Origin of the sequence: Streptomyces sp. 2P-4 (genome assembly GCF_030167965.1) — a bacterium.
GTDB classification, from domain to species: domain Bacteria; phylum Actinomycetota; class Actinomycetes; order Streptomycetales; family Streptomycetaceae; genus Streptomyces; species Streptomyces globosus_A.
Genome location: NZ_CP095012.1, coordinates 485,689 through 511,953 on the forward strand (window position 1 = coordinate 485,689; position 26,265 = coordinate 511,953).

The following is a 26,265-nucleotide window of genomic DNA, read 5'->3' on the forward strand; positions in this document are numbered from 1 at the left end:
CACTGCCGGAAGCGGTGGTGGACCGTCGATGCCGAATCGTCACCGCGTGCGTCCCTCGGCGCGGCGCCGGCGTGCGGTCCCGGGGCAGGTGGCGTGGGCGGGACGTGAACTGCCGCCGCGGGGCGTCGGAGCCGTCACACGGCTCCCGGGCCGAAGCGGTTCCGGTAGGCGGACGGCGAGAGCCCGGTCTCGCGGCGTAACAGGACGCGGAGGTTGGCCGGGGTGCCGAGGCCGCTGTGGCGCGCGATCAGCTCGATGCGGGACTCGCCGCGCTCCAGCAGCCGGCGTGCCAGGGTGACGCGTTCCCCGGTGAGCCATGCGAGGGGAGTGGTGCCCAGTTGGGCGCGGAAGCGGCGGTGGAGCGTCGTGGTGCTGACGGCAGCCCGCGCTGCGAGGTCGGACACCGTCAGCGGGGTGTCGAGCCGTTCCTGGGCCCAGGCCAGGACGGGTGCCAGGGACGCGTCGGGTACTTCGGGCACGGGGCGTTCCACGAACTGTCGCTGTCCGCCGTCGCGGTGGGCGGCGAAGACCAGGCGCCGGCTGACGTCGTTGGCCGTCTCCGCGCCGTGGTCTCGGCGGATGATGTGCAGCCCGAGATCGAGGGCAGCGGCGCTTCCTGCCGAGGTGAGGATGTCCCCGTCGTCCACGAACAGCACGTCGGGCTCGACGAGGACGCCGGGGAAGCGGGACCGGAGCGCGTCCACGCACTGCCAGTGCGTGGCGACACGGCGCCCTTCGAGGACGCCGGCCTCGGCGAGGGCGAACGCACCGCTGCAGAAGGAGACCAGCCGTGCGCCGCGCGCGTGGGCCCGGCTGATGGCGTCGAGCACCGCGGGCCGGCGCGGCGCGTGCACGTCGGGCCTGCTGAGGATGATCAGGGTGTCGGCCGCGTCGGCCGCCTCCAGGGCGGCGACCTCCGACAGCGCGAAGAAACGGTTGCGCATGGAGGTGTGGGTGTCAGGGGCGCAGAGGGTGAACTCGTACAGGTCCCTGCCGAGTTCGGGCCGGGGCAGGCCGAAGAGCTCGATGGCGCAGCCGAGTTCGAACGGATTGGTGTTCTCGTCGACGAGCGCCGCGACCCGGTGTGGGGCTGCCGTCGTTGCGGCCTGCAAGAATCCTTTCGGCATGTGCCTGTTCTAGCACTCACGCCGGCCGCCGACAGCATCGGAGGATGGGTTCCTGCCGCGGGGCGAACCGGGCCCGCGCCGGCGGGCGGGACGTGCGGGAAGCGGCCTTTGGCCCGGCTCCCGGCCCGAGGGTCCCGCCGCCCTCTCCTGCCATTCTGCTTTCCTCCGAAGGGACCATCCGTGCGTAAAATCCAGCGTGCCGTCGTGGTGACAGGGCTCGTCACCGGCCTGTTCGCGTCCGTTGCCTCGCCGGCCTCCGCGGCCGGCGTCTACACAGTCAGCGCCAACACCGAGCAGGGGGCCTTCATCCTGCAGATGTGCGCGGAGTTCGAACAGCAGGGGACCGGTTGCACGGTCACGTGGGACACCTCCACCTACCAGACCTCGCACGCGGCCGAGCGGCCGGTCGGAGACACCGCCTTCAACTACAGCACGCAGGTACTCACCCACTCCATGAGCTGGTCCGACACCGTGGGCAGCACGGACAGCCTGGCGGTGAGCGCCAGTGCCAAGACCCAGCTGTGGAAGACCGTCGAGTTCGCGGTGACCACCACCTACACCAAGACCTGGTCGCGCTCCAGCACGGTCACGCAGACCAACAGCCTCCCGGTGCCCGCCTGCAGTGTGGGCTGGCTCAGCCGCGCCGCCGAGATGGGGCACGCGACGGGGCAGTTCCGGCTCCAGTTCAGCAAGAGCCACACGTTCAAGATCCACGGCAAGAAGTACCGGGCGTTCGTCGTCACCGACGCCGACTTCACCGCGCCCACCGGGAACGGCGCCCTCATCGCCCGCTCGCGTCCCATGACCGACCAGGAGCGCGCTTCCTGCACCCGCTGACGGCGCAGGGGCGGCGGCGCCGGCCGAGCCACCGCGTCCGGCGGCGAGCGCGGCCGTAACGGCGGCGACGTCGGGCAAGCTTGCGGGCAAGCCGCGCTGAGGAGTGTGTACGGCACGAGATCCGACGTTTGTGCGAGTTCTCCGGCGTCGGGATCCGTGGGCTGAGGGCGTGCAGCACTCGCTTCCCTTGCCGGGTGAGGGTGGTGAGTCCGGCGTTGCGCGGGACGGTGGCGTGTTCGCCGGCGCCGGCGGGGGAGGTGCGAGCGTGGGTGGCCAGTTGGCTGGTGGTGCATGCCGGGTACTCGGCGATCACCAGCAGGACCATGGCCCGTGTCCCGCCCGGCAGTGCGCGCAGGGACGCGGGGGCGTCGGTCAGGGTGCGTGTGGTGGATCCGGCGGCTGCCGCGGCGGCGTGGGCGCTGTCCTGGACGGGGAAGGTGATCCAGGGCTGCCCGTCGTCTGGGTGATCGCAGGCGGGGTGGTGGGCGCCGAGAACGGACGGGGTGAGCAGCAGCCCGCGCCCCGCGAGATGCACGTCGTCGTCGCGGCCGGAAGCCGCCGTCACATGCGGCACTGGCGATTCAGCAGGAGGCGGAGGCCGCCGGCCCGGCCGGGGCGTCCCGGCAGGGCCGGCGAGAGGTGGTCAGGCCGCGTCCGCATGCTCCTCGACGGTCGCCGCGACGATCGTCCGCAGGGACTCGGCGAACAGCCGCGAGATGCCGGGCAGGAACTCCGGCTCCGACAGCGCCTTGCGGTCCGCCGCCCGGCTGAGCGTCACCCGCAGGGTGAAGGCGAACCCGCCCTCGCCGTCCTCACCGACCTCGTTGACGATCTCCGTGACATCGGGATCGCCGTCGGGCAGGAAGGTCATCCGGCCGTGTTCGGGCTCGTGGACGACGCGCTCGCGGATGCTGCCGCCGCCGCGGGTCTCCGCGCTGTACCTGATCTCGCGGACCATGCCCTCGTCGGTGCTCTCCAGGACGGTGCACTCGGCGATGTAGGGGACGAACGCGGCCGGGGCTTCGGCCTTGTGCCGCATGCTCCGCCAGACCCCCTCCCGGGTCAGCCCGGCGGGCGTGGCCTCGTGCTCGGGCCTGCGCAGCGGAACCGTCCAGCTCAGTACGGTCATCAGGCGCTCGCACCTCCGTCCGCGACGAGGTCGTGGCCGACCACGAAGCTCGACTCCTCGGAGGCCAGCCACAGCACCGCCGCGACGATCTCCTCGGGGCGGGCCAGGCGGCCGAGCGGGATGCCGCCGGAGAGGCGGGCGTCCCGCTCCTCCGCGGTCTCGCCGGGGAGGAAGGTCATCCGGGTGTCGGACGCGCCGGGGCTGACCGCGTTGATGCGGATGCCGTCCTTGATGTGGTCGAGGGCGGCGGCGCGGGTCAGGTTGCTGACCGCGGCCTTGGAGGCGACGTACGGGGCGACGCCCGGGTAGCGGACGTGGTCGCCGATGTTGGAGCTGGCGTTGATGATGACGCCGCCGCCGTTCCCGCGCATGTGGTTGATCTCGTACTTCATCGAGAGCGCGACGCCCGTCAGGTTGACCGCGATCACCGAGTGCCAGGTGGCGTCGTCGGTGTCGCCGAACGGGGCGGGCGCCGGGAAGATGCCCGCGTTGTTGTGGGCGATGTGCAGGCCGCCGTGGCGGGCGACGGCCGTCTCGACCATCGCCCTGACGGAGGCGGAGTCGGTGACATCCACGCCGACGGCACTTGCCGTGCCGCCCGCGGCCTCGATCAGCTTGACCGTCTCCACGGCGTTGTCGGGGTTGAGGGAGGCGGCGACGACGGTGGCGCCGCGGGCCGCGAAGGCCAGCGCGCTGGCCCGGCCGATACCGGAACCGGCACCGGTGACGAGGACGACCTTGCCGTCGAAGCGGGAAGTGGTCTTGGCGGTAGGCATGAAAGAGCGATCCTCGTGTGTCGTGCAGGGTGGGAATGACCGCCGCGGCGCGGGCGGAGGCGGAACACCGTTGCAAGGAGTGAAATCGCCTGGCGCCCCTTCATGCTGCAAGCCCCGTTCAGGCCTTTCCCAAGACGCTTCCGCGAATCCGTCAGGTCTTCCTGGGCCTGCTTCCTCTACCTGACGCATTCCTGAACCGGGCTTGCATTCGCGTCGCCCCTGCCCCGCTGGCCGCCATCCCGGCCCTCATGAAAGCGGTGGCCTGTCGTACCCGGCCCGGTACTGCGCTGCGAGGAGGCCGGTCGGGCGATCTACGTCACGGGCGGCTTTCCGCTTGCCCTGCCGGGTCAGGTTCTTCTGCCGGCGCGGGGGCTTGCGGTCTTGCAGGCCGAGCTCGGCCGTGATCTGCGCGACGGTGTGCACGGTCGGCACGCCGGCAGTCACGGCGCTCGGCCGCGGTGCGAACTCGTTCATCAGCCTGGGGTTGTGGCGGAGAGGCAGGCCCGCAGTTCGGTTTCGTCGGCGTTGCCGCCGGTGCACATGATCGCCACGCGCCGGCCTGCGAGGCCGTCGCGCGCCGCGAGGAGCGCCGCCAGCGGTGCGGCGGCGGCCGACTCGGCCACCGTACGGGCATCGCGCATGAGCAACCACTGAGCCCACCGGAGGTCGTCATCGTCGACCAGTACGAAGTCTGCGAGGTGGTCGCGCAGCAGGCGCTGCGTCAGCTCGAAGCCCGACCCGGTGGCCAGACCCTCCGCCGACGTGTTGTTCGGACGCTCGACACAGCGGCCTGAGCGCCAGGAGTCGTGCGCAGCCGGTGAGTTGCGGGACTGCACCGCGATGACGCGGCAGCGCGGGCTGATCGCTGACGCCACCAGGCACGCGGCGGCGGCGCCGCTGCCGCCTCCGACCGGCACGATGATCGTGTCGAGGTCTGGTTCCTGCTCGAAGATCTCCAGATACGCCGTGGCCACACCCGCTATCAGGTCCGGTTCGTTCGCCGCGCTGACCAATCGCATCCCACGCCGAGGGGCGAGCTGTTCGGCGTGGCGGCGGGCCGCGTCGAAGTCGGCGCCGGCTTCGACCAACTCGGCACCCAGACGCCGCACGGCCTGGGCCTTCACAGGATTCGGGTTCTCCGGCATGACGATGGTGCACGGGACGTCAAAGAGCGCCGCGGCATAGGCGAGGGACTGCGCGTGGTTGCCGGTCGAGTACCCGAGAACACCCCGCGCACGCTCGTCCGGGTCCATCGCGGCCAGCAGGGTGACGCCTCCCCGGACCTTGAAGGCGCCGGTCGGCTGCAGATTCTCGTGTTTGACGAGCACACGGACGCCGGCGCCGACGGCGGCGTCGAGCGCCGGATAGGAGAGCAGCGGGGTCGGTGACAGGTGTGCGCGCTGCAGACGACGCGCGCGAAGGACATCGGAGATCGTCGGACTGTGCATGACGTCATGCTGTGTACCGGACGACCCATAGCACAAATGCCAGCTTTCGATGAGTCCATTGATATCGTCGATGAATGTTCGACGAGAACCGGCTCCGGGTGTTCGCCGCCATCGCTCGCGAAGGCTCGGTGACGGCTGCCGCCACCGCACTGCACTATGCGCAGCCGTCGGTCAGCCACCACCTCGCCAGGCTCGAAGCCGAAGCCGGTGTACCGCTCGTCCAGCGGGCAGGCCGTGGCATCCGGCTGACCGAGGCCGGCCGGCTGCTGGCCGATCGCGCGGAGGAGATCCTCGGCCGTATCGATTCGGCCCGGACCGAACTGGCCGCCCACGCCGGGCTCAGCACCGGACGCGTGCGCCTCGCGGCGTTCCCTTCCGCGCTCGCCACCGTCGTACCGACGGTGGCCGCCGCCTTCGGCACCGCGTACCCGGACATCGAACTGGCACTCATCGAAGCAGAGCCTTCGGAAGCGCTGGCGGCCCTGCGGCGCGGCGAGGTCGATGTCGCCTTCACCTTCCACCATGGTGACGGTCCACTCAGTGACCGCGAGGGCCACACCGTGACGCCGATCCTCCACGAACCGATCTACATCGTCAGCCGGGCCGGCGGATCCTGGCCTGGTCCGCGCACCGACCTTGACACCTACCGGGGGCAGCGGTGGATCGCCGGCTGCGAGCGGTGCCGCACGCACCTCCTGTCAGCGTGCGCACAGCGCGGCTTCACTCCTGCGATCGCCTTCGAGACCGACGACTACGTCGCAGTCCAGGCACTCGTCGCCGCCGGCCTCGGCGTCAGTACGCTGCCCGGCCTCGCCCTGCGCGCTCATCTCCACCCCGGCGTGAGGATCGACCGCCTGACGGACGACCACCGCTTCGTCGACGCCGTCGTCTACGGCGCACCACCGGCTCCGGCTCCGGTCGAAGCCTTCGTGAAAGTTCTCAAGCACACCGCCGTCCAGCCCACCCCATGGCCCTGAAGCCTCCAGCCAGTCCACGCGCGGGACGGACGTGTCGACGGCGCTGCCGAGGTGGAAGGCCGCCCAGGGGCCCGGCGAAGGACACCGCCCGGCCTGCGCACCGTCCGGGCCGGCGGCGAGGACGATGCGCAGGCCGCGTCCGCGCGGGGCGAGTTCGGTGAGGTCCACGCGCGCCACTGACGTCTGGAGCAGCCACGTGACGGGGGTGGCCTCGAAGACCAGACCGCTGACCGTACCGGCGGAGGCGATGAACCGGGCGGTGGCCGACATCTCCTCGCCGGCCAGGATGACGGTGCCGGTGACGGTCAGCGCGGACGGGTCGGCGGTGGCCCCGGTCAGGACCAACTGGCGTTCGGGCAGGTGCTCGAAGGTGGTCGATTCCTCGTGCCAGGCCAGTCTGCTGGTGTCGAGCTCGAAGAGGCCTGACGCCTCGGTGGGAAAGAGCGCGCAGCGCCTCGACCGTCAGTGCCATGGGAAACAACCCCCGCAGGTGAACGTCCGTTCCGGCTACAACAGGTGACGCTATAGGGGCGGAAAGTAGCATCCCATGATTTTCCCAAGAAGCCGCACCCCCTACGAGACCGGGCACCGCACCCCTCCCCCGGCCCGATGCCCGTCCAACCAACGGCCGAACAGCGTTGCGGCATTCGGTGCACCCGGCGGGGCAGGACCGGCCCGCTGCGGTGCGCAGGCTGGGGCCGCTTGGCGGCCGCGGTACCGGCACAAGTCCTCGCCGGCTGTTCCGCGCAGGCAGATCAACCGAGCGGGGGGTGTAGGCGCCGGGCGTCGGGGGGAGGAAGCGGTCGGGCTTCCGAACGGAGCCGGTGGCGGTCTGTGTACGGACCGCCGACAGGCTGGACTAGAGGATGATCATGGCTCGTGGCACAGTGAAGTGGTTCAACGCCGAGAAGGGCTTCGGTTTCATCGCCCAGGACGGGGGAGGGCCGGACGTCTTCGCGCACTATTCGAACATCGCCGGGGGCGGCTACCGGGAGCTGCGCGAGGGTGAGGCGGTCACCTTCGACGTGACCCAGGGGCAGAAGGGCCCCCAGGCGGAGAACATCATCCGCTCCTGACTCCCCGGAAACCGCCCGGCGCCTGCATGCGCGGGCGCCGGCCGCCGCAAGCCGGCGCAACGAGCAACCGGGTGAACCGCTGCGTGCACCGCACGGTTTGCCCCAGTCGGGAGAAGTCGCGAAGTGTGAGCGGAGGGGGGCACATCCGGAGGCGTGTGAGGGTCCGCCCGTGGAGTGCGATGTGTGCGGACGGCGATGTGGCAGGTGGCATCACGGACGCCGGCGGACCAAGGAGAGGATCTCCACTGAGCCGCACGCCCAAGCCGGAGCCGACTGCTCCCGTGTCCTGACCGCCGGAACCGTCCGGCCCGTGATTGTTTTGGAGGCATGACAGGCAAGGTTCGTGCCCGTGTACTGCCGGCCTCGCAGCGCCGTTCCCTGGACGAACTGACACAGGATCTCATCCTGTCGACCGGGGATACCGCATCCAAGCGCTCGGCCTTCTGGACGATGCTGACGCTGTCGTCGGTCATCGCGGCAGGCGGGGTACTCACCGACTCGACGGCGACGGTGATCGGCGCCATGATCATCGCGCCGCTGTCCACACCGATCATGGGGATCGCTCTGGGCTCGGTGCAGCGCCGCCGCACCGGGTCGGCCGCGATCGTCCTTCTCGCGTGCCTGCTGGTGATCGCGACGGGAGTGGTCATGTCGGTGGCCTTGCCGAGCAACTACGACCTGCTGTCGAACAGTCAGATCTCCTCACGGACGTCGCCGGGCCTGATGGACCTGATCGCCGCCCTGGCGACCGGCTTCGCCGGAGCGGTGGCGCTGGCCCGCCGCGACGTCGCCGCCGTGTTGCCCGGCGTCGCGATCGCCATCTCCCTCGTCCCGCCTCTGGTGGTGGCCGGAGTGTGCCTGGGGCAGTTGTCGGGGTGGCTGGCACTGGGCGCGCTTGCCCTGTTCGTGTCGAACCTCTTCGCCCTTGTCTTCGCCGGCATGGTGGTGTTCGCATCGCTCGGTTACGCCGCGGAGGCGGACAGGGCAGCCGGGCGCCCCGCCAGGGGGGCATCTGTCGCCATGGCCCTGCTGTTCGTTGTCGTACTCGTTCCGCTGGCTGCCAACACCACGGCCACGCTGCTGCTCAACGCCTGGACCGGCCGCACCAAGGAGGCTGCGGAACAGTGGCTCGGGGAGGAGCCGGACGCGACCGTCACGAGCGTCGAGGCGGCCTCCCGGACGATGTACATCCACGTTCGCACCCCTGGAGAACTCCCGCCGGTGAAGTCCCTGCTCGACCGGCTCGACGGACGGATCCCGGACGGCATCCCCGTTGTGGTGGACACCTCACGCGGTCGGCGCATCGACGCCGGAAGGGTCGGCGGCTGACCGCGGCGCCCGCATCCTGCCCTATCTGGTGCTGTTCCAGCTCGCCCTCCCGCTCGCCGCCCCCTCATAGACGCCGTGGACCCCTACGGGCCCACCACCGCAACATCCTCGGTTCCCACCATCGCCTGGGCCGCGTTCTGCCTCGCCCAACTCGCCCTCGCCGCCTACGCCCTGCGCAAGGACGACGGAGCGGTGCGACCTATGGCTCGTCCCGCACCAGCAGATCTTCTACCGGACGGGCCTGTGCCTGGTCACCCTCCAAGCCCTGGCCACTGCCGCCCTCGGAGCCGCTCCCCGATGGCACACCCCCGCAAGCACCCGGGCGAAACCCCGACAGCAAGCAGCCACGCTGTAACCCTCCGGCAAGGACCCGTGGTTTCGGCGCGGCACGGGTCCGGCGCCTGGTCCCCTGTCCCTGCCCCTGGTGCGGGTGCCGCGCGTCCTCGGTGTCGGTGGCTTGGCGCTCAAGTGCCGCCACCGCTACGCGACTGTCCTGATCGATGTCGAGACCGGTGAACGCATCGACGTACTCCCGGGCCGCGGCGCCGACGCCTTGGAGTGGTGGCTGCGCGGGCACCCCGGCGTCGGCTCCGGCGCCTACGGGGAGGCCGTGCGCCGGGCCCTGCCCGAAGCGGTGCAGGTCAGCGACCGCTGGCACCCGCGGAAGAACCTAGCTCGCCGGCCCCGGCCCCCCGCGCGCGTCGGCGTGCGCAACGGTGATGTGGGTGTGGGCGCCGGGAGACTCGAGTTCGTCGACCGCCGCGACTGCCAGGTCCTCGGCGCTGATCCACGACCGGCCGTCGTCGGTGGTGAGCATCGTGGTGGTGCCGCGCCGGTAGCGACCGGTGCGGACGCCGGGCTCGAGCAGGGCGGGCGGGCTGAGGTAGACCCAGTCGCCGTGGGCGTGGTTCCGGCAGGCGCGGAGTTGGGAGACTCCGGCGGCGGCGACCGGCTTCAGCGCGTCCGGCACGTAGGCGGGGTCGTCGGCGACGAGGATCTCCTCGTCGCCGGGGCTGCGCAACGCGCCCGCCCCGCCGACCACGAGGACGCGGAATCGGAGCTCCGCGGCGATGTCGAGCACCGTGCGGGTGGTGCTGACGAGGAAATCCTGGTCGACCGGTTCGGTCCGCAGCGCCACGACGACGGCGTCTGCGTCGGGGCGGCCGGCCGAGCCGGCGAGAGCCTCGCGCAGGGCGCGGGCGTCGGCCGCGTCCACGGGGACGGAGGTGACGCCCGGGTGATCGCCGGCGGGTCTGCGGGACAGGGCAAGGACCCGGTGCCCGCGTCCGAGCGCCTCCGAGATCACGCGGCTGCCGACCATCCCGGTCGCACCGAGCACGGCAATCGTCCGGGGTGTGCTCGGCGCGTCCGCCGTCATCGGAGCCTCTGTCCTCGTCGCCGCGCCAGTCGTGGAATCGGTCATCATCGAATCTGCTCTTCTCGTGGGGGAACGGGAACGGAAAGGGGAGCAGCCGCGGGTCGGCGGCGGCGCGCCGTACGGCCGGTCAGGTCCGCCGCGGTGAACTGGGCGGCGAGCAGCGCGGTCAGGGCGACGACGAAGCCGAGGGATTGCAGGGCGCCCAGCGACTCGCCGAGCGCGACACCGACGCCGGCCGCGACGAGCGGGGACAGCAGCACCAGCGGCGCGGACGCACCTACCGGCAGCGTTCCGAGCCCGCGGAACCACAGGGTGAAGGAGATCAGCCCGCCCATGCTGCCGAGCCACAGGTATCCGGCGGCGGCCCCGCCGTCGATCCGCTCCGGCATCCCTTCGAATGCGAGGACCAGTGGAAGCAACAGCAGTCCTCCGAACGTGAGTTGCCAGCCGGCAAGGGTGATCGGGCCGACCCCCTGGGGCCGTCCCCATCGTTTGGCCAGAACCACGCCGCCGGCCATGCCGGCCGTGCCGCCGAGGCCCGCGAGGATTCCGACGAGGTCGAGGCGGGCGCCCGGCCCGAGCACGACGAGTCCGACGCCGACCACCCCGATCACGCCCCAGCCCAGCCGCCAGGCCGATGGCCGCTCGTGGAGCACCGCGACGGCCAGGGCCGCGACCAGGAGCGGCTGCGCGGCGCCGAGGGTGGCGGCGACGCCACCGGGAAGCCGCTCGGCCGCCAGGAACAACAGAGGGAACAGGGCGCCGATGTTGAGCGCCCCGAGCACGGCGGCCTTCCACCACCAGTCGGCGCGGGGCAGTACCCGGGTGATTGCCAGCGCGAGCAGCCCCGCGGGCAGCGCGCGCACCAGTCCGCCGAACAACGGATGCCCGGGCGGCAGCAGTTCGGTGGTCACCGCGTAGGTCGTGCCCCAGGACATCGGGGCGAGCGCGGTCAGGGCGACGGTCGTCGCGCGTCGCGCGGACGCGGTCCGCGGCGAGCCCGTCGACCGCTCGGTCGAGGTGTGCATGCGGTGAAGTCTCGGGCCCCCACGGCCATGCATCCAAAGCATGGTTGAGATGCCAGCCATGAACTGGGACGATCACCGGGTGGACCTCCAGCAGATGCGGTACGTCGTGGCCGTCGCCGAAACCCTCAACTTCACCCGCGCCGCCGAGCGATGTGACGTGGTGCAGTCCTCGCTCAGTCACCGGATCGCCGGCCTGGAACGGGAGTTGGGCGTCCAGCTGTTCGCCCGCTCCAGCCGTCGCGTCGAGCTCACCAGCGCCGGTGTGGCCTTCCTCGTCGGTGCGCGCGAGTGCCTGGCCGCCGCCGACCGCGCGGTCGCGGACGCCGCCGCGGCGACCGGCGTGGTACGGGGCCGGCTCGCGGTCGGCGTCATCGTGACCACCGCTGCCGTCGACGTGCCCGACCTGCTGCGGCGCTACCGGGACCAGCACCCGCACGTCAACGTCCGCCTGCGCGCCGGGGGCAGTGACGAACTGGTCGCCGCGATCCGCACGGGCGAACTCGACATCGCCTTCCTCGGCCTGCCCGAGGGGGAGGAACCGCCAGGGGTGGAGAGCCTCGTCCTCGACCACGACGCGCACGTGCTGGTGGTGGCCGCCGGGCACCCGCTCGCGGGTGCGTCGCGGGTCGCGCTGCGGGAGATCGTGGCGGAGACGTTCGTGGACTTCACCGAGGGCACGCCCGCCCGGGCCCAGTCGGACCGGGCGTTCGCCGCCGCCGGCCTGGCCCGGGACGTCGCATACGAAGCGGGGTTCGCCGAACTGATCCCCCGCCTCGTCGCGCGCGGGCTCGGCGTCGCGATGCTCCCCTCCGCCTTCATCCGCCCGCTGGCCGCCGCCGACCCCGAAATCGCCCTGGTGCCGCTCGTGGACGGTCCCCGTCGCATCGAGAGCCTGGCCTGGAGCCGGTTCAACCCCAGCCCGGCCACCCGCGCCATGCTCGACGTCCTCGGAGTCAGCGCCACTCCACGGCCAGAGTCCGGACCCGCCGCCGACTAGCTTGATCTTCCACCTGTGCGGCGGGGGCGTGGGATGGTCGACTTCCTGTTCCGGGCCGTCGTGGTGCCGGTCTTGCGGGGTGTGTGGACGTCGTGTCGTGGGGTGGGCCTGGCACGAGCCTTGTCCGGGATGCGCATGCCCCACCAACGATCCCCAGAACGGGAAGCGACACGTTGATGATCTGCAAGCCCTCAGGCTCGCTCTCCCCGGCCCTGTGGCAGTGCCGGGTGCAGCTCAGGGCGCGCAGGCCGGCGTCGACGGCTTCGCGCCGGTGCGGGCACATCGCTCTGATCACCCCTGCTCTCCGTCCCGGGCGGTGGCCGGCGCCGGGCTGTCGTCCCTCCTCACCGAGGAGTGCAGCTGTCCCAGGATGCGGCCCGCGCCGTGCTCAGCGAGCTGCCGGGCCCGGTGGAACACGTCGGCGTCGAGCACCGGCCGGATGCGCACCCAGGCGCGAGCGACGGCCACCGGGCGTCGATCTCCTCCGCCACCCGCTCCAGCAGGCGCGGCCCGTCGCCGTACAGGCCGCCGATCCCCGGCCCGAGGCGCACCTGCTCGTCCCGCAGCCGGCCCGGCTCCCCGCGGACCCCGGCCGGCGGATGTGGCCCGGATCGCCGCGAGCTCCTCCTCCGGTGTCGGGGACGGACCGGCCGGCGCGGGATTGAGGAAGCCAGGAGCGTACTGGGTATCGCCTTCCTCCCGGTCGACGGCCGCCCGTCGAGCCGTGTCGTGCCGGCTCGCCGCGCGGGCGCCGCCGATCCGCTTGCCGACGCGGGGCAACCCGTCGCCGGAGTCGGCCATGCCACGGCCGCGGCCTGAGCCGAAGGGCGAATCTCCGCCCGGTCGGGACGCGACCCGTTCTCGGCCCGCGGCGAAGGACCGGACACGGGGTCCGGCACCGGCCCCTCACCGACCGTGCGGTCAGAGCTCAGGCCCTGCCGGACCAGCGCCGAACAGCGTGACTTCCACGGCATCGCCGTCGCCCGGGACACCTCTCCCGGCGTGTGCGCGGCCGGGGTCTTCGTGATGTCGACCCCAGCGGCCGCATTCCCCTGCGCTGAGCGCTGACCACGATCGAGCGGTACCAGGCCCCGCCCTCGCCGAAGACCTCGCGCCGCCCCTGCGGACCCCCTTTCACGGCACCGGGTGTCGGCTGTCCGAGGGGCGTCGCGGTCCCGGCGCAGGAAAGGCCCTCGCCGAGTCCGGCCGCGATGCGCTGGCGCTCCTGCCGGGTCAACCATCCTCCCGGCGTGCCGCCGGTATTGCCTTCGCTCACACTCATTGCAATGCGTCATTGCATTCGTTCGTGGTCATTGCATCAACTTACGCCTTTCTACCTGCACTTACATGCTCAGCAGATTGACCACATCGTGAACGCAACGTAGCTTTCGATATCGATCAAACGCGTCATACCGCGAGACGAGGAGCGAGCGATGAACGAGTCCGTTCACACGGTCGAGGCGATGCCGACGGAGCGCCGGCCGGGCTGCCCGTTCGATCCGCCGGCAGAGCTGATCGACGCCCAACGGCACTCCCCGATCAGCCGTTTCACCCACCCCGGCGGAAAGCCCGGCTGGCTGATCACCGGGTACGACCTGGTCAGGGCGGTCCTGGCGGACCCGCGGTTCAGCTCGCGCAGGGAACTGATGAGCGTCGTCGACTTCGAACTCCCGCCGGCGCCGCCCGGTGAGTTCCTTCTGATGGACGACCCGCAGCACAGCCGCTACCGCAAGCCGCTGGTGGGCAGGTTCACCGTGCGGCGGATGCGCATGCTGACCGAGCGCATCGAGCAGATCACCGCCGACCGCCTCGACGCCATGGAGCAGGCCGGGCCTTCGGCGGACCTGGTGACCGCGTTCGCCAAGCCGATCCCCACCATGGTGATCTGCGAGATCCTGGGCGTGCCCTACGAGGACCGGGCGCACTTCCAGGAACAGATCGACACGTTCATGGGCGGGGAGGCGAGCGACGAGGAGGTGATGGCCGCCTACACCGCGACCCAGGACTACCTCGCCCGGCTGGTGGCCACCAAGCGCGCACGCCCTACCGACGACGTGCTGAGCGAGCTCACCGGCAGCGATCTCACCGACGAGGAACTGAAGGGAATCAGCCTCCTCCTGCTCGCCGCGGGCTTCGACACCACTGCGAACATGCTGTCGCTCGGTACCTTCGCCCTCCTGCAGCACCCGGAGCAACTGGCCGCACTGCGCGCCGAACCGGCGCTGATCGACGGCGCGGTTGAAGAACTGCTGCGGTACCTGAGCGTCGCCAAGACCTTCAACCGCACGGCGCTGGAGGACGTCGAGGTCGGCGGACAGACCATCGAGGCCGGCACGACGGTGATCCTGTCGCTCAACACCGCCAACCGCGATCCCGCGCGTTTCACCGCCCCCGGCACCCTCGACATCCGGCGGCCGCACGAAGGGCACCTGGCGTTCAGCCACGGCATCCACCAGTGCCTGGGCCAGCAGTTGGCCCGCACCGAGATGCGGGTGGCGTTCCGTGCCCTGATCGAACGCTTCCCCACGCTGCGCTTGGCCGTACCGGCCGACGAGGTCCGCCTGCGGCCGGAGAGCGCGGACATCTACGGGGTCAAGAGTCTCCCGGTCACCTGGGACGCGGCATGAGCACGGCCCGCCTGAGCGTCGACCGCGGGCGGTGCATCGGCGCCGGGATGTGTGCCCTGACCGCCCCGGACGTCTTCGACCAGGACGCCGAGGAGGGCCTGGTGGTCCTGCTCCGGGCCGAGCCGGCCGAGACCCGCCTCACGGCTGCCCGCATGGCCGCCGGCATGTGCCCCTCCGGGGCGATCGCCCTCGGCGGGCCCGATGCCGGAAGCTCCGCGCTGCCGGCACCCCCCGCCGACGGCTGCCAGTGATCCGTACGAACTCCGCCGGTCGTCGTCAGGATGCGGCTGCTGCCGTAGCCGGCGTCGGCGAAGCGCAAGCGAGCGCCACACGTTAGGTGGATGCGTGCCTGTGGCTCAGCCAGGCGCTGTCCTGGAAGATCCACAATGCGGGTATGACAACGTTCTTGAGTCGGCGCCGCCTGCTCGGCGCAGCCGCCGCGGCCGCCGGTATCGGTTTCCTCGGTACCGCCGCCTCGGCGAGGGCTACGGACCTGCCCGCAGTCGGGCAGACCATCACCTTGGCCATGAACGCCTTCCGGGTCACTTTGGTCGTGGACCTTCCGCCGCCGCTGCCCACGCTCCACTTCATCGGCGCGCGGACCTTGAAAGTCACCTCCGCCGGCCCGGGCCGCATCGAGTACGCGACCGTGTCGGCCGTACTCGAAGCCGCCCACCCTCTGTTCGGGAAGATCACGGCCCGGATTCCGGAGGAGGACACCATCGGCGGCGGGGTCGTCCACGTCGACAGCGGCGGAGGCGTGGTGGACAGCTGGCACCAGAACTGGCGACTGACCTTCGAAAAATGCGGTGACATGCCGGGCCCCTACAGCTTCGTCTCCGCGGCCGAGGGACGGTGGGAAGGGCGCATGGACAGCTTCCCGCCGCCCGCTTCCGGCATGAACACCGACGGCTCCCCGACCGGGGGTGCTCCGTACACGAGCCTGGGGACGATCGACTTCCGACTGCCCGCCACCGAGGCCCCCGAAGGTGGCGCAGAGGGCCCCCTGGTCCAGCCCCTTGCCGGTAGCACCGACATCTACTGCCGCCTGCAGGACACAAGCATCAACCAGGGGACCATGGCCTGACCTTCGCCATCGGCACGCCCACTGCTCTCCTGCGCCCGGCCCGCACGACCCCGGCCTCCGCGGGGTCGCACCCGGCCCGCGCAGTGCGGGCCGGGTGCCCCGCGGGGCCGACTGGTGCCGTATCGCGCGCTCAGCGGTTTCACGCCGAGCGCGCGGACGAGGCGTCGGTACGTGTCGTGGTCGTAGCCACGGTCGCCGGGCGCGATGCCGGGACGGCGCCGTGGCCGGCCGCGTTTGCCCCGCACCGAAGGCACGGCCTGAAGCAGTGGGATGAGCTGGGTGACGGACGCGGCCCCGCGTCGGAGGCCGCGGCGATCCGGGCGCCGACGTGAAGGCCACCGACCCCTACGGACGGCGCTGGGCGATCCAGTGCAAGCACCGCTGCAACGGACTCGCCGGCTCGACGGTAGGAACCCCAGACCTGCAGGTTCTCAACGGCACCGCCCGCCAAGTGCACGGCGCGGACGTCGCGGTCCTGGTGACGAACGGCCGGGTCAGGCCTGGCCTTTGCCGAGCATCAGCATCTTCACGTAGTCGACCGTCACACCCTCGCAGCCTGGGCTTCCGGCTGACGGCCTCTGTGGGAGGTGCTCCGGGCTGTGCCGCCTCCTCGCCGACCGACCACTCTGTCCTGACCGCTCCATCCAGACGCGGGGCCCTGAGCCGCGCATGCAGCCACCTGACCTGTCAAGTCCCAGTAGAGCGGCATGGCCGCGGTGCCTCCGAGCGGAGTGCCACGACGCGATTGCCGCGCGCGGATTGGCGACACTGCGTCAGTTCCGTTTGGAATACAGAAGTTTGAGGTGGCAGCAGTAGTGTGATCGGATAGTCTCCGGACGTGCGGCCGCCTCCTCAGGAACGCCCGGTCTACCACTTCACGCATGCAAGCAACCTGCCCAGTGTTCTTGAGCAAGGGTTCCTCCACTGTGACCGCATAGTGCGTAAGGAACGCACTCTCCGGGTGGAGTGCGGTGATCTTGACATCAAGGAGCGGCGGCGGTCACGCAAGGTCGATCCTTACCCAGGTGGCGTCGTTGCCGACTACGTGCCGTTCTACTTCGCTCCTCGGTCGCCCATGCTGTACAAGATCAACAAAGGTGGGGTGCCTCACTACGCGGAGGTCAGGACCGCCTGGTCTATCTGGTGACCACGCCGCGGACCCTGGCTGCCTCGGGGTGTACCAGCGTGTTCAGTGACGGAAACTGTGCCGCCGATATCACGGTCATCGAGAACGACGTCTCCCTGCTCGGTACACACGTCGACTGGCAGGTGATGGGGCAAGAGCGGTGGAACAATACCGTCGAGGACCCTGACCGCATGCGGCGGCGGATGGCCGAGTTCCTCGTGCACGAGCGGGTGCCGGTCGAGGCCATCACTCAGCTGGCCGTACGGGGCGCCGCATGTGCCCAGACTGTCCGGGCGACGCTGCGGGCACACGGTGCCTGTGCTGCCGTGGATGTCAGACCTGCTTGGTATTACTGAGGAAGAGCCGATCGCCTGAGGAGGGAGACAACCGTGATCGTCTATGCGGAGGGCAACCTCCTCACTGCTGAAGTCGATGCGCTGGTGAACACCGTCAACACCGTCGGTGTCATGGGTAAGGGCATTGCCCTGCAGTTCAAACGCGCATATCCCGACAATTTCCACGCGTACGCGGAAGCCTGTGCGGCGGGCGAGGTCCACCCTGGACGGATGCATGTCCACGCCCGCAACACCTTGACTGCCCCCCGCTACATCATCAACTTTCCGACGAAGCGGCACTGGCGGTCACCCTCGCGCTTGGAGGACGTGGAGCAAGGCCTCCAGGATCTGCGCAAGGTCATCGTTGACCTTGAGATCGAGAGCATCGCTGTTCCCCCCTTGGGCTGTGGGAACGGCGGCCTGCCCTGGGACCAGGTTCACCCGCTGATCCTGGCGGCGCTGGCCGACCTTCCCGACGTGGAAGTGAGGGTCTACGCCCCACACGGTGCCCCGCCTGCTACGTCCATGCCGAACAACCAAAACGCTCCGGAACTCAATCGCGAGCGAGCAGCCTTCCTCGTTGCTCTGGACTGCTACATCTCACGCGGCTTGGCGTCCGGATTCATCGTGGACCGCCGGGCAACCCTCCTCGAAGCCCACAAGCTCGTTTACTTGCTCCAGTGCGTCGGATTCAGTCTCGGGCTGCGCTTCAGCAAGGGGCACTACGGCCCCTACTCGCCTGACCTGGACCGGGCCGTTGCGTCGCTGGAAGGCCACTACATCAGCGGATACGGGGACGGCACCATAGGAGCGTCCGCTCCGCTTGTCCCTGAGCCCGAGGCGGTGGCAAGCGGTGCACAGCTCCTCCGAGGCGATGCGGATTTCCAGACCGCCTTGCAGCGTCTCGAACATTTGGTTGATGGCTACGAGCACCCGTACGGCATGGAGCTCCTTGGCACGCTCCTGTTCGCGTCCCAGGCCTTGGCGTCCCATGGCGCGACGTTTGCCGAGACAGCCGCCGCCTACGTGAAGCAGTGGACTCCTCGCAAGCAACGCATGTTAACTGACGCCCATCTCACCGCCGCCTGGGAGCGGCTCACTGCCTGCTCTTTGACGCCTGCTCTCGTGTAGAGGACGCACAGACGGCCCCACCCGACCGCGCCGAAGTACGCCACTGCGGACCAGCGGCATCCGCGTCGTGTGCACTCGGCCGCCCCTGACGTACGGGTTGCGAGGCGTCGGAGGGTGAGGAAGGCGTGGGCGGCGGTGACGCGGGTGCCGTGGTGGTGCCAGCCGCGCCATGTGCGGCGTTCGAAGTGAGCGAGGCCCAGGCCGTGCTTCATCTCGCGGTAGTCGTGCTCGACCCGCCAGCGGATCTTGGCCAACCGCACGAGTCGATGGGTCGACGCGTCGGGCGGAGGCTGTTCTACCGGGCGCTGGCCGAGCACGCCAAGCGCGAGGCGTACCCCGAAGCCGTCGAACAGGCCCACGCCGACTTCGCCGCCCTCCAGGTCGGCGAAGTTCCCGGACCCCGCCTCGCTGTCCCTGACCGAGCGTCACTCTGATTACAGAGAGCTACTTGTCACTTCGCCGTAGCTTCGGGAGCACAGGGCCGTCTCCAAAGCGGTGACGTCACCCTCCACCCGCGCGGCTTGGTCGTCGCCGTGCTCACCGGCAAGACCAAGCACTCCGTCCGAACGCCAAGATCGGCTACGCCCAGGACCCCAAGATCTGCCCGGTCCGCACCTACACCGCCTACCGCGAGCGCCTGGTCGCCGAGCACGGCGAACGCTGGACCGACCCGTCCACCCCGGCGTTCGTCGGCATCGACCGGCACGGCCACATCACCGGCGGACTGGTCCCCGACTCCGTCACCCGCGCGGTCAAGCGCATCTCCGCCCGCGCCGGCGTCCCCATCTCCTGGACCGGCCACTCCCTGCGCATCGGCCTCGCCTCCACCGGCCGCAAGAAGGGCAAGGACGCCATCGCCATCGCCGATCAAGGGGGCTGGGCCCGCCACTCCCGCTCCATGCTCGGCTACATGCAGCGCGAGGACGGCTGGGACGACAACGCCTCCGCCGGCCTCGCCTGACCTTGCCAGCTCAGCCCCGGATGTACCTCGGAACCCGCAGGTCTACCCGGGGCTGACGTGTGCGCGGGAGGTCCGCTCGGAGACGTCTGCGATCTGCCGCCCGACTGCGGGTTGGGGATGCTCGATGCCTGAGCTCTTCGAGGGGTTGATCGCCTCCACCGGCTGCCCCTCCGGCGAGCTGCAGACCCGGCTGCGCCTCGGCCAGTTCGACGAGGCCCTGAAGTCGGCCTCCGAGTACCAGGACATCTTCGGCAAGGACCGCTACTTCCTGGAGCTGATGGACCACGGCATCGAGATCGAGCGCCGGGTCCGCGACGGACTGCTGGAGATCGGCAAGAAGCTCGGCATCCCCCCGCTGGTGACGAACGACTCGCACTACACCTACGCCAGCGAGGCCGCCGCCCACGACGCCCTGCTGTGCATCCAGACCGGCAAGAACCTCTCGGACCCCGACCGCTTCCGCTTCGACGGCTCCGGCTACTACCTGAAGTCGACCGACGAGATGTACGCCATCGACTCCTCGGACGCCTGGCAGGAGGGCTGCGCCAACACCAAGCTGGTCGCGGACCAGATCGACACCGAGGGCATGTTCAAGTTCCGGAACCTGATGCCGAAGTTCGACATCCCGGAGGGCTACACCGAGGTCACCTGGTTCCGCGAGGAGACCATGCGCGGGATGCACCGCCGCTTCCCCGGGGGCATCCCCGAGGACCGCATGAAGCAGGTCGAGTACGAGATGGACACGATCATCTCGATGGGCTTCCCGGGCTACTTCCTCGTGGTCGCCGACTTCATCATGTGGGCCAAGAACCAGGGCATCGCGGTCGGCCCCGGCCGCGGCTCCGCGGCCGGCTCGATCGTCGCCTACGCGCTCGGCATCACCGACCTCGACCCGATCCCGCACGGCCTGATCTTCGAGCGCTTCCTCAACCCCGAGCGCGTCTCCATGCCCGACGTCGACATCGACTTCGACGAGCGCCGGCGCGTCGAGGTGATCAGGTACGTGACCGAGAAGTACGGCGCCGACAAGGTCGCCATGATCGGCACCTAGAGGGCCCAGCCGATCGGCTTCTTGGCGAACTCACGATCATGGGCGACGCGGTCAAGATGGTGAAGGCCAACAACGTGATCGACACCAACGGGTAGTGATTGCGGAACAGGTCGACGAAGATCTGGTGGCCGGTGCGCGCCCGTGCTCCGTAGGCGTGCGTGAAGTCCGCCAGCAGTTCCGCAAAGCCGTCCTTGTCCGCCGTGATCGCCGGCGTCTGCGCCTGCTTGAGGTGGGTCACGATGTCGTTCTCCAGGGTGTCGCTGTGCCCCTCCAGCAGGATGTTGTAGAAGGGCAGGCTCGCGGAGCCGATGCCGACGCCCCGGCGGCCGACCACGTCCTTGACCCGGTAGGAGTTGGGGCGCACAGGTACCCGTCGAAGGCGGCCAGCACTTTGTAGCGGGTCGCGGCGTCCAGCGCACTGAGCGCCTTGGTGTAGCCGATCAGTGCGACGGAGGCGGCGAAGCGCTTGAGGTCCAGGGTGAAGGCGCCGACGTAGACCTCGTCGAAGTCGGTGACGTTGAAGGTCAACCGGCCGTTGGAGTCCATGTACATGCCGAAGTTCTCGCCGTGGATCCACACCCGCCCCGTCCGCTCGTCCAGGTACAGGCCGCCGTGCCGGTCCCGCTCCAGGTCGGAGTAGAAGAGGCAGGCCGTGCCGCGGTAGAAGGCGAAGGCAGGCCGCCATCCTGCGTAGCTTGCTCCGGAACGCCGCGGGGTCGCCGACGAGCACTTCACCGAATGCGGTGTCGAACACGTCGAGGATCTCGGCGCGCTGCTTGTCGGTGGCGATGGTTGTGGTGGCGCCGCTGCCGCGGGTGCTGCCGGACCGGTGCCCCGGGTTCTGCAGCCTATCCGTACCGCTGCGTGCCCCAGATCTGTCAACGGTGGGACGTAGAGTCCTCTTCATCCGATCGGCCGGACGGCTGAAGAGGTAGGCCACGTACAGCACATGCTTGGCGGCGAGCTGTACAGGGCCTCCCTCTTCGACGGATCGGTCGTCTACCTACGAACCGAAGGGGTGCTTTCCAATCCGCACGAGCAAGAGCGACGCTACCTCAGCGTTCACCCACGAAGCCAGAACGACCGTCTCCAGCCCTGCGCCGGTGATCGACATTCGCATCGGCGGCCTGCACCTTCGCATCCAGAAGATCCCGGTCACTCTGATCATCAGCCTGGCCGTCATGCTCGGGGGAGTCCTGGGGGTCCCCTGGGCTCGATAGTCCGAGCTCGTTGCCGCCCTCGCCCTTGCTGTCAGCCGAGAGCGAGGGCGGTTGCACTTCGTACCTGAGGGCCGCCACGTCCCAGGACAGCGGCAAGTAGCAGCACCTGCACGCCGACGGCCATTCCGGCAGTTCCGGGGAGGGCCACTATGCGTTGTGCCGCCCTACCCGTGGACGACTGGCACCTGCACGCCGCGGGATTCGGCGATGACCGCGGCCCCGATGCGGTGCTTCGGGCGGTAGAGGGTCCACGTCGGGACGGGTCCGGCGCGGACAGGACCAAGCCGCCGAGCGGGCCGCCGACGAAGCGGATCACGGTTTCCATGTGCACCTCGTGGTCCCGTTGGCCGCCAGGCATGGGATCTCCCTGCGGGACGGCTGTCCGGCTTTACCGGGGGGGCGTAGCCGAAGTCGGATTCGGCGCCAGCGAGGCAGGTGCCGCCGGCTGTCCGAAGCCGGGGGCGAGCAACAGCGCGAGGATCCCCGCCACGGCCGTCCCCGAGGTGATCGACATCCCCAGGTCCCCGCGGTCGGCGGCGCCGTGCGCCCGGGCGGTGTACTTGAAGACCGAGTAGCCGACGGCGTAGCCCACGACGATGAGCAGGGTCGCCAGCGGCGCGATCTGGATGGTCACGACGTTCTCCTCGGCGCCCGGTCCCGACCGAGAGGAGCATGCTGACCAGCGCTTTCGCCGGGCGTGGCCAGGCAAGGCGCCGTCCGTCGCTGGCGGCGGGCAGTCGATCCACAAAGTGCGTCCTGTGCTGGGCGGGGTGACGATGCCGAAAGGGGCGGGTTCACGCGAACTGAAGGGATCCGCGGATGCCCAACTTTTCCCAGAACACTGAGCAAGCCCGGATGGCGTGGAAGTACTACGCCAAGGGTGATCGGACGATTGCGTTCGATCCTGCCTCGCGGAGCTGGGTCCCTGTAGGCGGCGGTGCGGCCGCCTCCCCCAGTGACGCGAACCTCGGCGGTCTCTCAGAGGCGACGCTCGCGCGCATCGCTACGTGGACCGACGCAGTGCGGCGGGGCATCGTCACTCATGACGACGCCCAGGCCGAGATCATCAAGATCATCAGGGAAGTGACATAGGTGCCTATCGACTGGGCAGAGCATCTGAACCGCTCGGCGCCCACCGTGGAAGAGCTTGTCGGCCCCTTCCTGTTGAACGGGGTCAGCAGCTATGAGCAGGGAGTCATGTACGCCGCTGCGTTTCAGCGGTACCTGGCTTACCTGGGAACCCTCAACGAAACCGATGCGGTGCAGTCGATCAAGGCGCTGCTCTTGGAGCTTTCCACGACTGCAGCATGGCTCGCGCGAGAGGCGTCACCTAAGCGACCGGCGGCGACCTTCGCCTCGGTGCGGAGCGGGCTCATCTCCGGCCGGAACCTCACCCCGCTGGAAGCCGCACAGCTCATGGAAAAGTACAAGCTCAAAGGCTTCTGACGAGGCCAGCTGAGGGGCCGTGGCGGTGCCCGGCCCCTTCTAGCGCCGGATGTTGTGGGAGGGCCGGCAGAACGGAAGGGGCTACGCGCCGAGCTCCGCCGACACTCACCTCGCTGCCGTCGTCATCGGCCTGCGTGAGCGCGGGATCGGCGTCAGTGGCGACGACCAGGCCGCTGCCCGCAAGGCGCTGGCCGGGCTGGAGGTCAAGCTGCTGCAGGCCGGGGAGCGGCGCGGCCGCGGCCAGGCGGTCGGCGCCGACATCGACGGGCTGTACGCCATCGCCCGCTCCTGCTCCGACACCCTCGCCGGGGACCTGGACAAGGCGCTCGTCCTGACCGGTTTCCACTACGCGTTGCGCTCCCAGGACCCCGTCGGCCTCCAGTGCGGCGACATAACCCTGCCCGTGCGCGGCCTGGTCGTCGCCGTCTCCACCGGGAAGACCAAGCACTGCGTCCGCAACGCAAAGATCGGCTACGCCCAGGACCCGGAAAATCTGCCCAGTCCGCGCGTACACCGCCTATCGCGAGCGCCTGGTCACCGAGCACGGACCGCGGTGGGCCAGCCCGTCCACCCCGGCCTTCTTCGGTATCGACCGGCACGGCCACGTCACCGGCGGCCTGGTCCCCGACAGCGTCACCCGCGCCGTCAAGCGGATCTCCGCCCGCGCCGGGGTGCCGATCGCCTGGACCGGGCACTCCCTGCGCATCGGGCTGGGCCCGCCACTCCCGCTCCATGCTCGGCTACATGGATCTCCGCCCGGGCCGGGGTGCCGATCGCCTGGATCGGGCACTTCCTTCGCATCGGCTTGGCCTCCGTCGCCCGCCGCAGGGGCCGCGACGGCATCGCCATCGCCGACCAGGGCGGCTGCGCCCGCCACCGCTCCATGCTCGGCTACATGCAGCGCGACGACGGATCGGACGACAACGCCTCCGCCGGCCTCGCCTGACCCCGACACAGCTCAGTCCCGGTCAGGCCTGTTAGTTCCGACAGGTCTGACCGGGGCTGGCGTGCGTTCGGAAGGCCAGCTCGGTGGCGGGTCGAGCGGCCGCGCCCACTCCGGGCTGTGCGACCTCGCGGGGCGGTGAAGAGAAACGACTGGGCGTCGGCGGCAGGGCCGCGGATGATTGCGTGATGAACGACGAGGACGACAAGACGACCACGCCCGCCGGGGAGCACGGCGATGGACCGCTGACGATCGGAGAGCTGGGCGCGCTCTCCGGTGGTGGCCCTCTGACGCCTGGTGGCCTGATAGATCAGGTGAAAGCGGCTCTCAAGGAGGCGTACCCCGTTGAGGACCGTATGGCTGTCCTCTTCAAGGAGCTGTCGCCCTGGTCCGGTCTGGGTGAAACCCTCGACCGGATTGCTCGCCACGCGGAGACGCATGTGGAGAAGGCCCTCCCCGGCAACTGGTCGGGGCTGTCGGGCCGGTACGAGGAGATGATCCCCGTCATGAAGGAGGAGGGCATACCTCTGGCCTGGGTACCGCCCTCCCATATCGTCCGAGAACTCCTTGACGCTCCGGACGCGCAGGTGCGTCGAACGATCCTTGAGGCGCACCACCAGGCCGTGTGGACCGCCTGTCGGGAGGCGCTGGACGAGGTGGAGCGCCCGGAGTTCGCTGAGCAGGTGTCCATGCTGCGGGCCTGCCTGGACATGGCCGAGGACGGGCACCCCTGCGGCGCACAGGCGTTGGCCGCATCGGTGTGGGACACGACGGTGCGCGGCCTCATCCGGGCCACACCCTCGCTGCAGTCGAACCCAAAGTGGTTCCAGTACAAGGACCTGACGGGGCTGCCGAAGGCCGAGGAGGAGCAGACAGTCCGCAGGTTCCGGGTCGCCTCCCTGTTCGCTCCCTTCGAGAAGGCGTGTCAGCGCTTCACCTGGACTACGTCGGTACCGGCCTCGTTCAGCCGGCACGCCACCGCGCACGCCACTGGACCGACGCAGTACACCCTGGTGAATGCCACCATCGCGGTGATGCTGGCGGTCAGCCTCCTGCGGGGCCTGGAGGCCGACCCCATTGAGGTGGCCATTCACGCCTAGGGGAACGTGGCCGTGCCGGTCCCGGGAGCAGGGAGGGGAACTGGGGAGGAGGTGCTAGTCAGGGTGGCAGCCAGGCGTTCGGCGAGAGCGGTCACGTCCGGGGCGGAGTCGATCGCGGACGTACCGAGGGCATGCCGTCCGGCGTACTCGTCGAGCAGCTGCTCGAAGGACTTGGCGTTGGGGCCGTAGTCCTCCGGGAACGTCCGGGCCAGCCACCAGGCGAGCGCCCGCCACTGGGCCCGCAGGTAGCGGGTCTGCCGCTGAGTGACCTCCGCCCCCGTATCGGGGTCGATCCACGTAAGGACCTGCTCCTGGACCACGGTCTGACCCATGCCCGCGTCCATGATTCCCTTCACCGCCCGCAGCGCCATCCGCGCCCGGGCCTGGGACGCCCGCATGTAGAGGTCGACATACAGGTCGTCTGCCGGGTCGGGCCGCTCCTCGTCCTCCCGGGCTTCGGCGGCGTCGCGGCCGCGGGAGAGCCAGCGGGAGAGGGTGCCCCGGGCGATCCCGACGGCGGCCGCCGCGTCGCCGACGGAGACACCGACGCCCAGGACGTTGCCGATGGTGTCAATCCGGTCGGGGTTCAGCATGCTTGGCCGGCCGCGGCGGCGAGGGGTGCGTCGTGTGCTCATGACGGCGGACCGTACGGACCGTAGCAGTTACCGTCGCGGGCTCTTTCGCGCAATAGGTGACAGTCCTACGCGCGCGTGCGCGAGGTCTCACCAAAGGCCCCAGGCGTTCGGGCTGGTCACCCCGCCGGGATACCGGTCCCGTTGGAACCAACGGGGGTCAACCCTGTTGGGTCCAACCAACTGGCCTCGGCTTTTCCTCGATCGGGCGGCCTGTCGAGATCGACCCGAGCAGTCCGCCGCGCTGGCTCATGCCCCAAGACCTGGCTGGAGTGCTCTGGGTGAACAACGACTTCCCCTTCACCACGGCCTGGCGCCCCAACCCCGCTGTAGCCACCCAGCACCATTCGGGGGCTCCCCTGATCAGGCCTGAGCACATCGGCCGTAGAGCTCGGCGCCAGTTAGACCTATTGGGGTCAACAGGGTCATCTCTCTGCATCGCTGCGGCAGGCCGCGCTTTCGACCTGCGGAACTACCCCCGGGGCTGGGTGGGTGCACGCCGCG

General features: G+C 70.0%; 27 protein-coding genes and 5 pseudogenes. 19 read left to right on the top strand and 13 right to left on the bottom strand.

Annotated elements, in window-relative coordinates; translation table 11 throughout:
- Nucleotides 1-134: 134 nt before the first annotated feature.
- Complete coding sequence (locus MUK52_RS32750) at nucleotides 135-1,127, bottom strand: helix-turn-helix domain-containing protein (RefSeq protein WP_114059430.1); 993 nt, start codon at nucleotides 1,125-1,127, stop codon at nucleotides 135-137.
- 180 nt (nucleotides 1,128-1,307) lie between these two features.
- On the opposite strand from MUK52_RS32750, the gene MUK52_RS32755 reads away from it, so the two are divergent.
- The gene (locus MUK52_RS32755) at nucleotides 1,308-1,964 is read left to right on the top strand and encodes a hypothetical protein (protein WP_162793392.1); all 657 of its coding nucleotides are present in this window, start codon (nucleotides 1,308-1,310) and stop codon (nucleotides 1,962-1,964) included.
- Between the two features lie 643 nt (nucleotides 1,965-2,607).
- Here MUK52_RS32755 and MUK52_RS32760 read toward each other — a convergent pair.
- From MUK52_RS32760 to MUK52_RS32775, 4 genes are all read right to left on the bottom strand, one after another.
- Nucleotides 2,608-3,093 (bottom strand): AtaL-like protein, encoded by a 486-nt coding sequence (locus MUK52_RS32760; protein WP_284582010.1) that lies wholly within the window; start codon nucleotides 3,091-3,093, stop codon nucleotides 2,608-2,610.
- Nucleotides 3,093-3,869, bottom strand: a complete 777-nt coding sequence (locus MUK52_RS32765; RefSeq protein WP_284582011.1) for an SDR family NAD(P)-dependent oxidoreductase — start codon at nucleotides 3,867-3,869, stop codon at nucleotides 3,093-3,095. Before MUK52_RS32765 ends, MUK52_RS32760 begins: the two co-directional genes overlap by 1 nt.
- Before the next feature lie 246 nt (nucleotides 3,870-4,115).
- Complete coding sequence (locus tag MUK52_RS32770; protein ID WP_284582012.1) at nucleotides 4,116-4,343, bottom strand: hypothetical protein; 228 nt, start codon at nucleotides 4,341-4,343, stop codon at nucleotides 4,116-4,118.
- On the bottom strand, nucleotides 4,343-5,317 hold the full coding sequence (locus MUK52_RS32775) for a threonine ammonia-lyase (protein WP_284582013.1): 975 nt from the start codon (nucleotides 5,315-5,317) through the stop codon (nucleotides 4,343-4,345). The genes MUK52_RS32770 and MUK52_RS32775 overlap by 1 nt, the downstream gene beginning before the upstream one ends.
- A 74-nt stretch (nucleotides 5,318-5,391) precedes the next feature.
- Between MUK52_RS32775 and MUK52_RS32780 the strand changes: the two genes are divergently transcribed.
- From MUK52_RS32780 to MUK52_RS32800, 5 genes and pseudogenes are all read left to right on the top strand, one after another.
- The gene (locus tag MUK52_RS32780) at nucleotides 5,392-6,294 is read left to right on the top strand and encodes a LysR family transcriptional regulator (RefSeq protein ID WP_284582014.1); all 903 of its coding nucleotides are present in this window, start codon (nucleotides 5,392-5,394) and stop codon (nucleotides 6,292-6,294) included.
- Between the two features lie 205 nt (nucleotides 6,295-6,499).
- Nucleotides 6,500-6,814 (top strand): hypothetical protein, encoded by a 315-nt coding sequence (locus tag MUK52_RS32785; protein WP_284582015.1) that lies wholly within the window; start codon nucleotides 6,500-6,502, stop codon nucleotides 6,812-6,814.
- A gap of 352 nt (nucleotides 6,815-7,166) precedes the next feature.
- Nucleotides 7,167-7,370 carry a cold-shock protein gene (locus MUK52_RS32790; protein ID WP_114059438.1) on the top strand — a complete coding sequence of 68 codons (204 nt, stop codon included), beginning with the start codon at nucleotides 7,167-7,169 and terminating at the stop codon, nucleotides 7,368-7,370.
- 327 nt (nucleotides 7,371-7,697) lie between these two features.
- Complete coding sequence (locus MUK52_RS32795) at nucleotides 7,698-8,699, top strand: DUF389 domain-containing protein (RefSeq protein ID WP_114059439.1); 1,002 nt, start codon at nucleotides 7,698-7,700, stop codon at nucleotides 8,697-8,699.
- Nucleotides 8,700-9,108: 409 nt separating this feature from the next.
- Nucleotides 9,109-9,372, top strand: a pseudogene (locus MUK52_RS32800) (ISL3 family transposase); the annotation flags it as partial.
- On the opposite strand, the gene MUK52_RS32805 reads toward MUK52_RS32800, so the two are convergent.
- A complete protein-coding gene (locus tag MUK52_RS32805) occupies nucleotides 9,370-10,077 on the bottom strand; it encodes an NAD(P)-dependent oxidoreductase (RefSeq protein WP_284582016.1) in 708 nt (235 codons plus the stop codon). The pseudogene MUK52_RS32800 and the gene MUK52_RS32805 sit on opposite strands and share 3 nt — an antisense overlap.
- Nucleotides 10,078-10,121: 44 nt before the next feature.
- Nucleotides 10,122-11,105 carry an EamA family transporter gene (locus MUK52_RS32810; protein WP_284582017.1) on the bottom strand — a complete coding sequence of 328 codons (984 nt, stop codon included), beginning with the start codon at nucleotides 11,103-11,105 and terminating at the stop codon, nucleotides 10,122-10,124.
- Between the two features lie 79 nt (nucleotides 11,106-11,184).
- Here MUK52_RS32810 and MUK52_RS32815 point away from each other — a divergent pair, with 79 nt between their 5' ends.
- Nucleotides 11,185-12,102 (top strand): LysR family transcriptional regulator, encoded by a 918-nt coding sequence (locus MUK52_RS32815; RefSeq protein WP_284582065.1) that lies wholly within the window; start codon nucleotides 11,185-11,187, stop codon nucleotides 12,100-12,102.
- A gap of 291 nt (nucleotides 12,103-12,393) precedes the next feature.
- Here the strand turns inward: MUK52_RS32815 and MUK52_RS32820 are convergent, their stop codons facing one another.
- Nucleotides 12,394-12,570: a hypothetical protein gene (locus MUK52_RS32820; protein ID WP_284582018.1), complete on the bottom strand. Its 177-nt coding sequence runs from the start codon at nucleotides 12,568-12,570 to the stop codon at nucleotides 12,394-12,396.
- 965 nt (nucleotides 12,571-13,535) lie between these two features.
- Here MUK52_RS32820 and MUK52_RS32830 point away from each other — a divergent pair.
- The 6 genes and pseudogenes from MUK52_RS32830 to darG all read left to right on the top strand — a co-directional run bounded on the left by MUK52_RS32830 (nucleotide 13,536) and on the right by darG (nucleotide 18,408).
- On the top strand, nucleotides 13,536-14,729 hold the full coding sequence (locus MUK52_RS32830) for a cytochrome P450 (protein WP_284582019.1): 1,194 nt from the start codon (nucleotides 13,536-13,538) through the stop codon (nucleotides 14,727-14,729).
- Entirely contained in the window at nucleotides 14,726-14,980 is a 255-nt protein-coding gene (locus MUK52_RS32835; protein ID WP_284582020.1) for a ferredoxin, read from the top strand. The genes MUK52_RS32830 and MUK52_RS32835 overlap by 4 nt, the downstream gene beginning before the upstream one ends.
- Before the next feature lie 86 nt (nucleotides 14,981-15,066).
- Nucleotides 15,067-15,816, top strand: coding sequence for a hypothetical protein (locus MUK52_RS32840; protein WP_284582021.1), 750 nt, complete (start codon nucleotides 15,067-15,069; stop codon nucleotides 15,814-15,816).
- A 295-nt stretch (nucleotides 15,817-16,111) separates the two neighbouring features.
- Nucleotides 16,112-16,451: pseudogene (locus MUK52_RS32850) on the top strand (restriction endonuclease); the annotation flags it as partial.
- A 203-nt stretch (nucleotides 16,452-16,654) separates the two neighbouring features.
- Nucleotides 16,655-17,298, top strand: a pseudogene (darT, locus tag MUK52_RS32855) (type II toxin-antitoxin system toxin DNA ADP-ribosyl transferase DarT).
- A gap of 33 nt (nucleotides 17,299-17,331) precedes the next feature.
- Complete coding sequence (gene darG, locus MUK52_RS32860; protein WP_284582022.1) at nucleotides 17,332-18,408, top strand: type II toxin-antitoxin system antitoxin DNA ADP-ribosyl glycohydrolase DarG; 1,077 nt, start codon at nucleotides 17,332-17,334, stop codon at nucleotides 18,406-18,408.
- An 80-nt stretch (nucleotides 18,409-18,488) separates the two neighbouring features.
- On the opposite strand, the pseudogene MUK52_RS32865 reads toward darG, so the two are convergent.
- A pseudogene (locus MUK52_RS32865) lies at nucleotides 18,489-18,677 on the bottom strand (IS701 family transposase); the annotation flags it as partial.
- On the opposite strand from MUK52_RS32865, the gene MUK52_RS32870 reads away from it, so the two are divergent.
- Together MUK52_RS32870 and MUK52_RS32875 are read left to right on the top strand one after the other, a co-directional pair.
- Nucleotides 18,675-18,842 (top strand): hypothetical protein, encoded by a 168-nt coding sequence (locus tag MUK52_RS32870; RefSeq protein WP_502963653.1) that lies wholly within the window; start codon nucleotides 18,675-18,677, stop codon nucleotides 18,840-18,842. The pseudogene MUK52_RS32865 and the gene MUK52_RS32870 sit on opposite strands and share 3 nt — an antisense overlap.
- A 666-nt stretch (nucleotides 18,843-19,508) precedes the next feature.
- A pseudogene (locus tag MUK52_RS32875) lies at nucleotides 19,509-20,417 on the top strand (PHP domain-containing protein); the annotation flags it as partial.
- On the opposite strand, the gene MUK52_RS33360 reads toward MUK52_RS32875, so the two are convergent.
- The 3 genes from MUK52_RS33360 to MUK52_RS32885 all read right to left on the bottom strand — a co-directional run bounded on the left by MUK52_RS33360 (nucleotide 20,365) and on the right by MUK52_RS32885 (nucleotide 22,274).
- Complete coding sequence (locus tag MUK52_RS33360) at nucleotides 20,365-20,754, bottom strand: hypothetical protein (protein ID WP_502963645.1); 390 nt, start codon at nucleotides 20,752-20,754, stop codon at nucleotides 20,365-20,367. The pseudogene MUK52_RS32875 and the gene MUK52_RS33360 sit on opposite strands and share 53 nt — an antisense overlap.
- A complete protein-coding gene (locus MUK52_RS32880; RefSeq protein ID WP_502963652.1) occupies nucleotides 20,655-21,155 on the bottom strand; it encodes a DUF2252 family protein in 501 nt (166 codons plus the stop codon). The genes MUK52_RS33360 and MUK52_RS32880 overlap by 100 nt, the downstream gene beginning before the upstream one ends.
- 873 nt (nucleotides 21,156-22,028) lie before the next feature.
- Nucleotides 22,029-22,274, bottom strand: a complete 246-nt coding sequence (locus MUK52_RS32885; protein WP_284582023.1) for a hypothetical protein — start codon at nucleotides 22,272-22,274, stop codon at nucleotides 22,029-22,031.
- A gap of 185 nt (nucleotides 22,275-22,459) precedes the next feature.
- On the opposite strand from MUK52_RS32885, the gene MUK52_RS32890 reads away from it, so the two are divergent.
- The 4 genes from MUK52_RS32890 to MUK52_RS32905 all read left to right on the top strand — a co-directional run bounded on the left by MUK52_RS32890 (nucleotide 22,460) and on the right by MUK52_RS32905 (nucleotide 25,129).
- Nucleotides 22,460-22,732: a hypothetical protein gene (locus tag MUK52_RS32890; protein WP_284582024.1), complete on the top strand. Its 273-nt coding sequence runs from the start codon at nucleotides 22,460-22,462 to the stop codon at nucleotides 22,730-22,732.
- Nucleotides 22,733-23,086, top strand: a complete 354-nt coding sequence (locus MUK52_RS32895) for a hypothetical protein (protein ID WP_284582025.1) — start codon at nucleotides 22,733-22,735, stop codon at nucleotides 23,084-23,086.
- 49 nt (nucleotides 23,087-23,135) lie between these two features.
- Nucleotides 23,136-24,032 carry an integrase gene (locus MUK52_RS32900; protein WP_284582026.1) on the top strand — a complete coding sequence of 299 codons (897 nt, stop codon included), beginning with the start codon at nucleotides 23,136-23,138 and terminating at the stop codon, nucleotides 24,030-24,032.
- Between the two features lie 185 nt (nucleotides 24,033-24,217).
- Nucleotides 24,218-25,129: a hypothetical protein gene (locus MUK52_RS32905; protein WP_284582027.1), complete on the top strand. Its 912-nt coding sequence runs from the start codon at nucleotides 24,218-24,220 to the stop codon at nucleotides 25,127-25,129.
- Here the strand turns inward: MUK52_RS32905 and MUK52_RS32910 are convergent.
- Complete coding sequence (locus tag MUK52_RS32910) at nucleotides 25,126-25,764, bottom strand: hypothetical protein (protein WP_284582028.1); 639 nt, start codon at nucleotides 25,762-25,764, stop codon at nucleotides 25,126-25,128. The two genes, MUK52_RS32905 and MUK52_RS32910, sit on opposite strands and share 4 nt — an antisense overlap.
- Nucleotides 25,765-26,265: the final 501 nt, after the last annotated feature.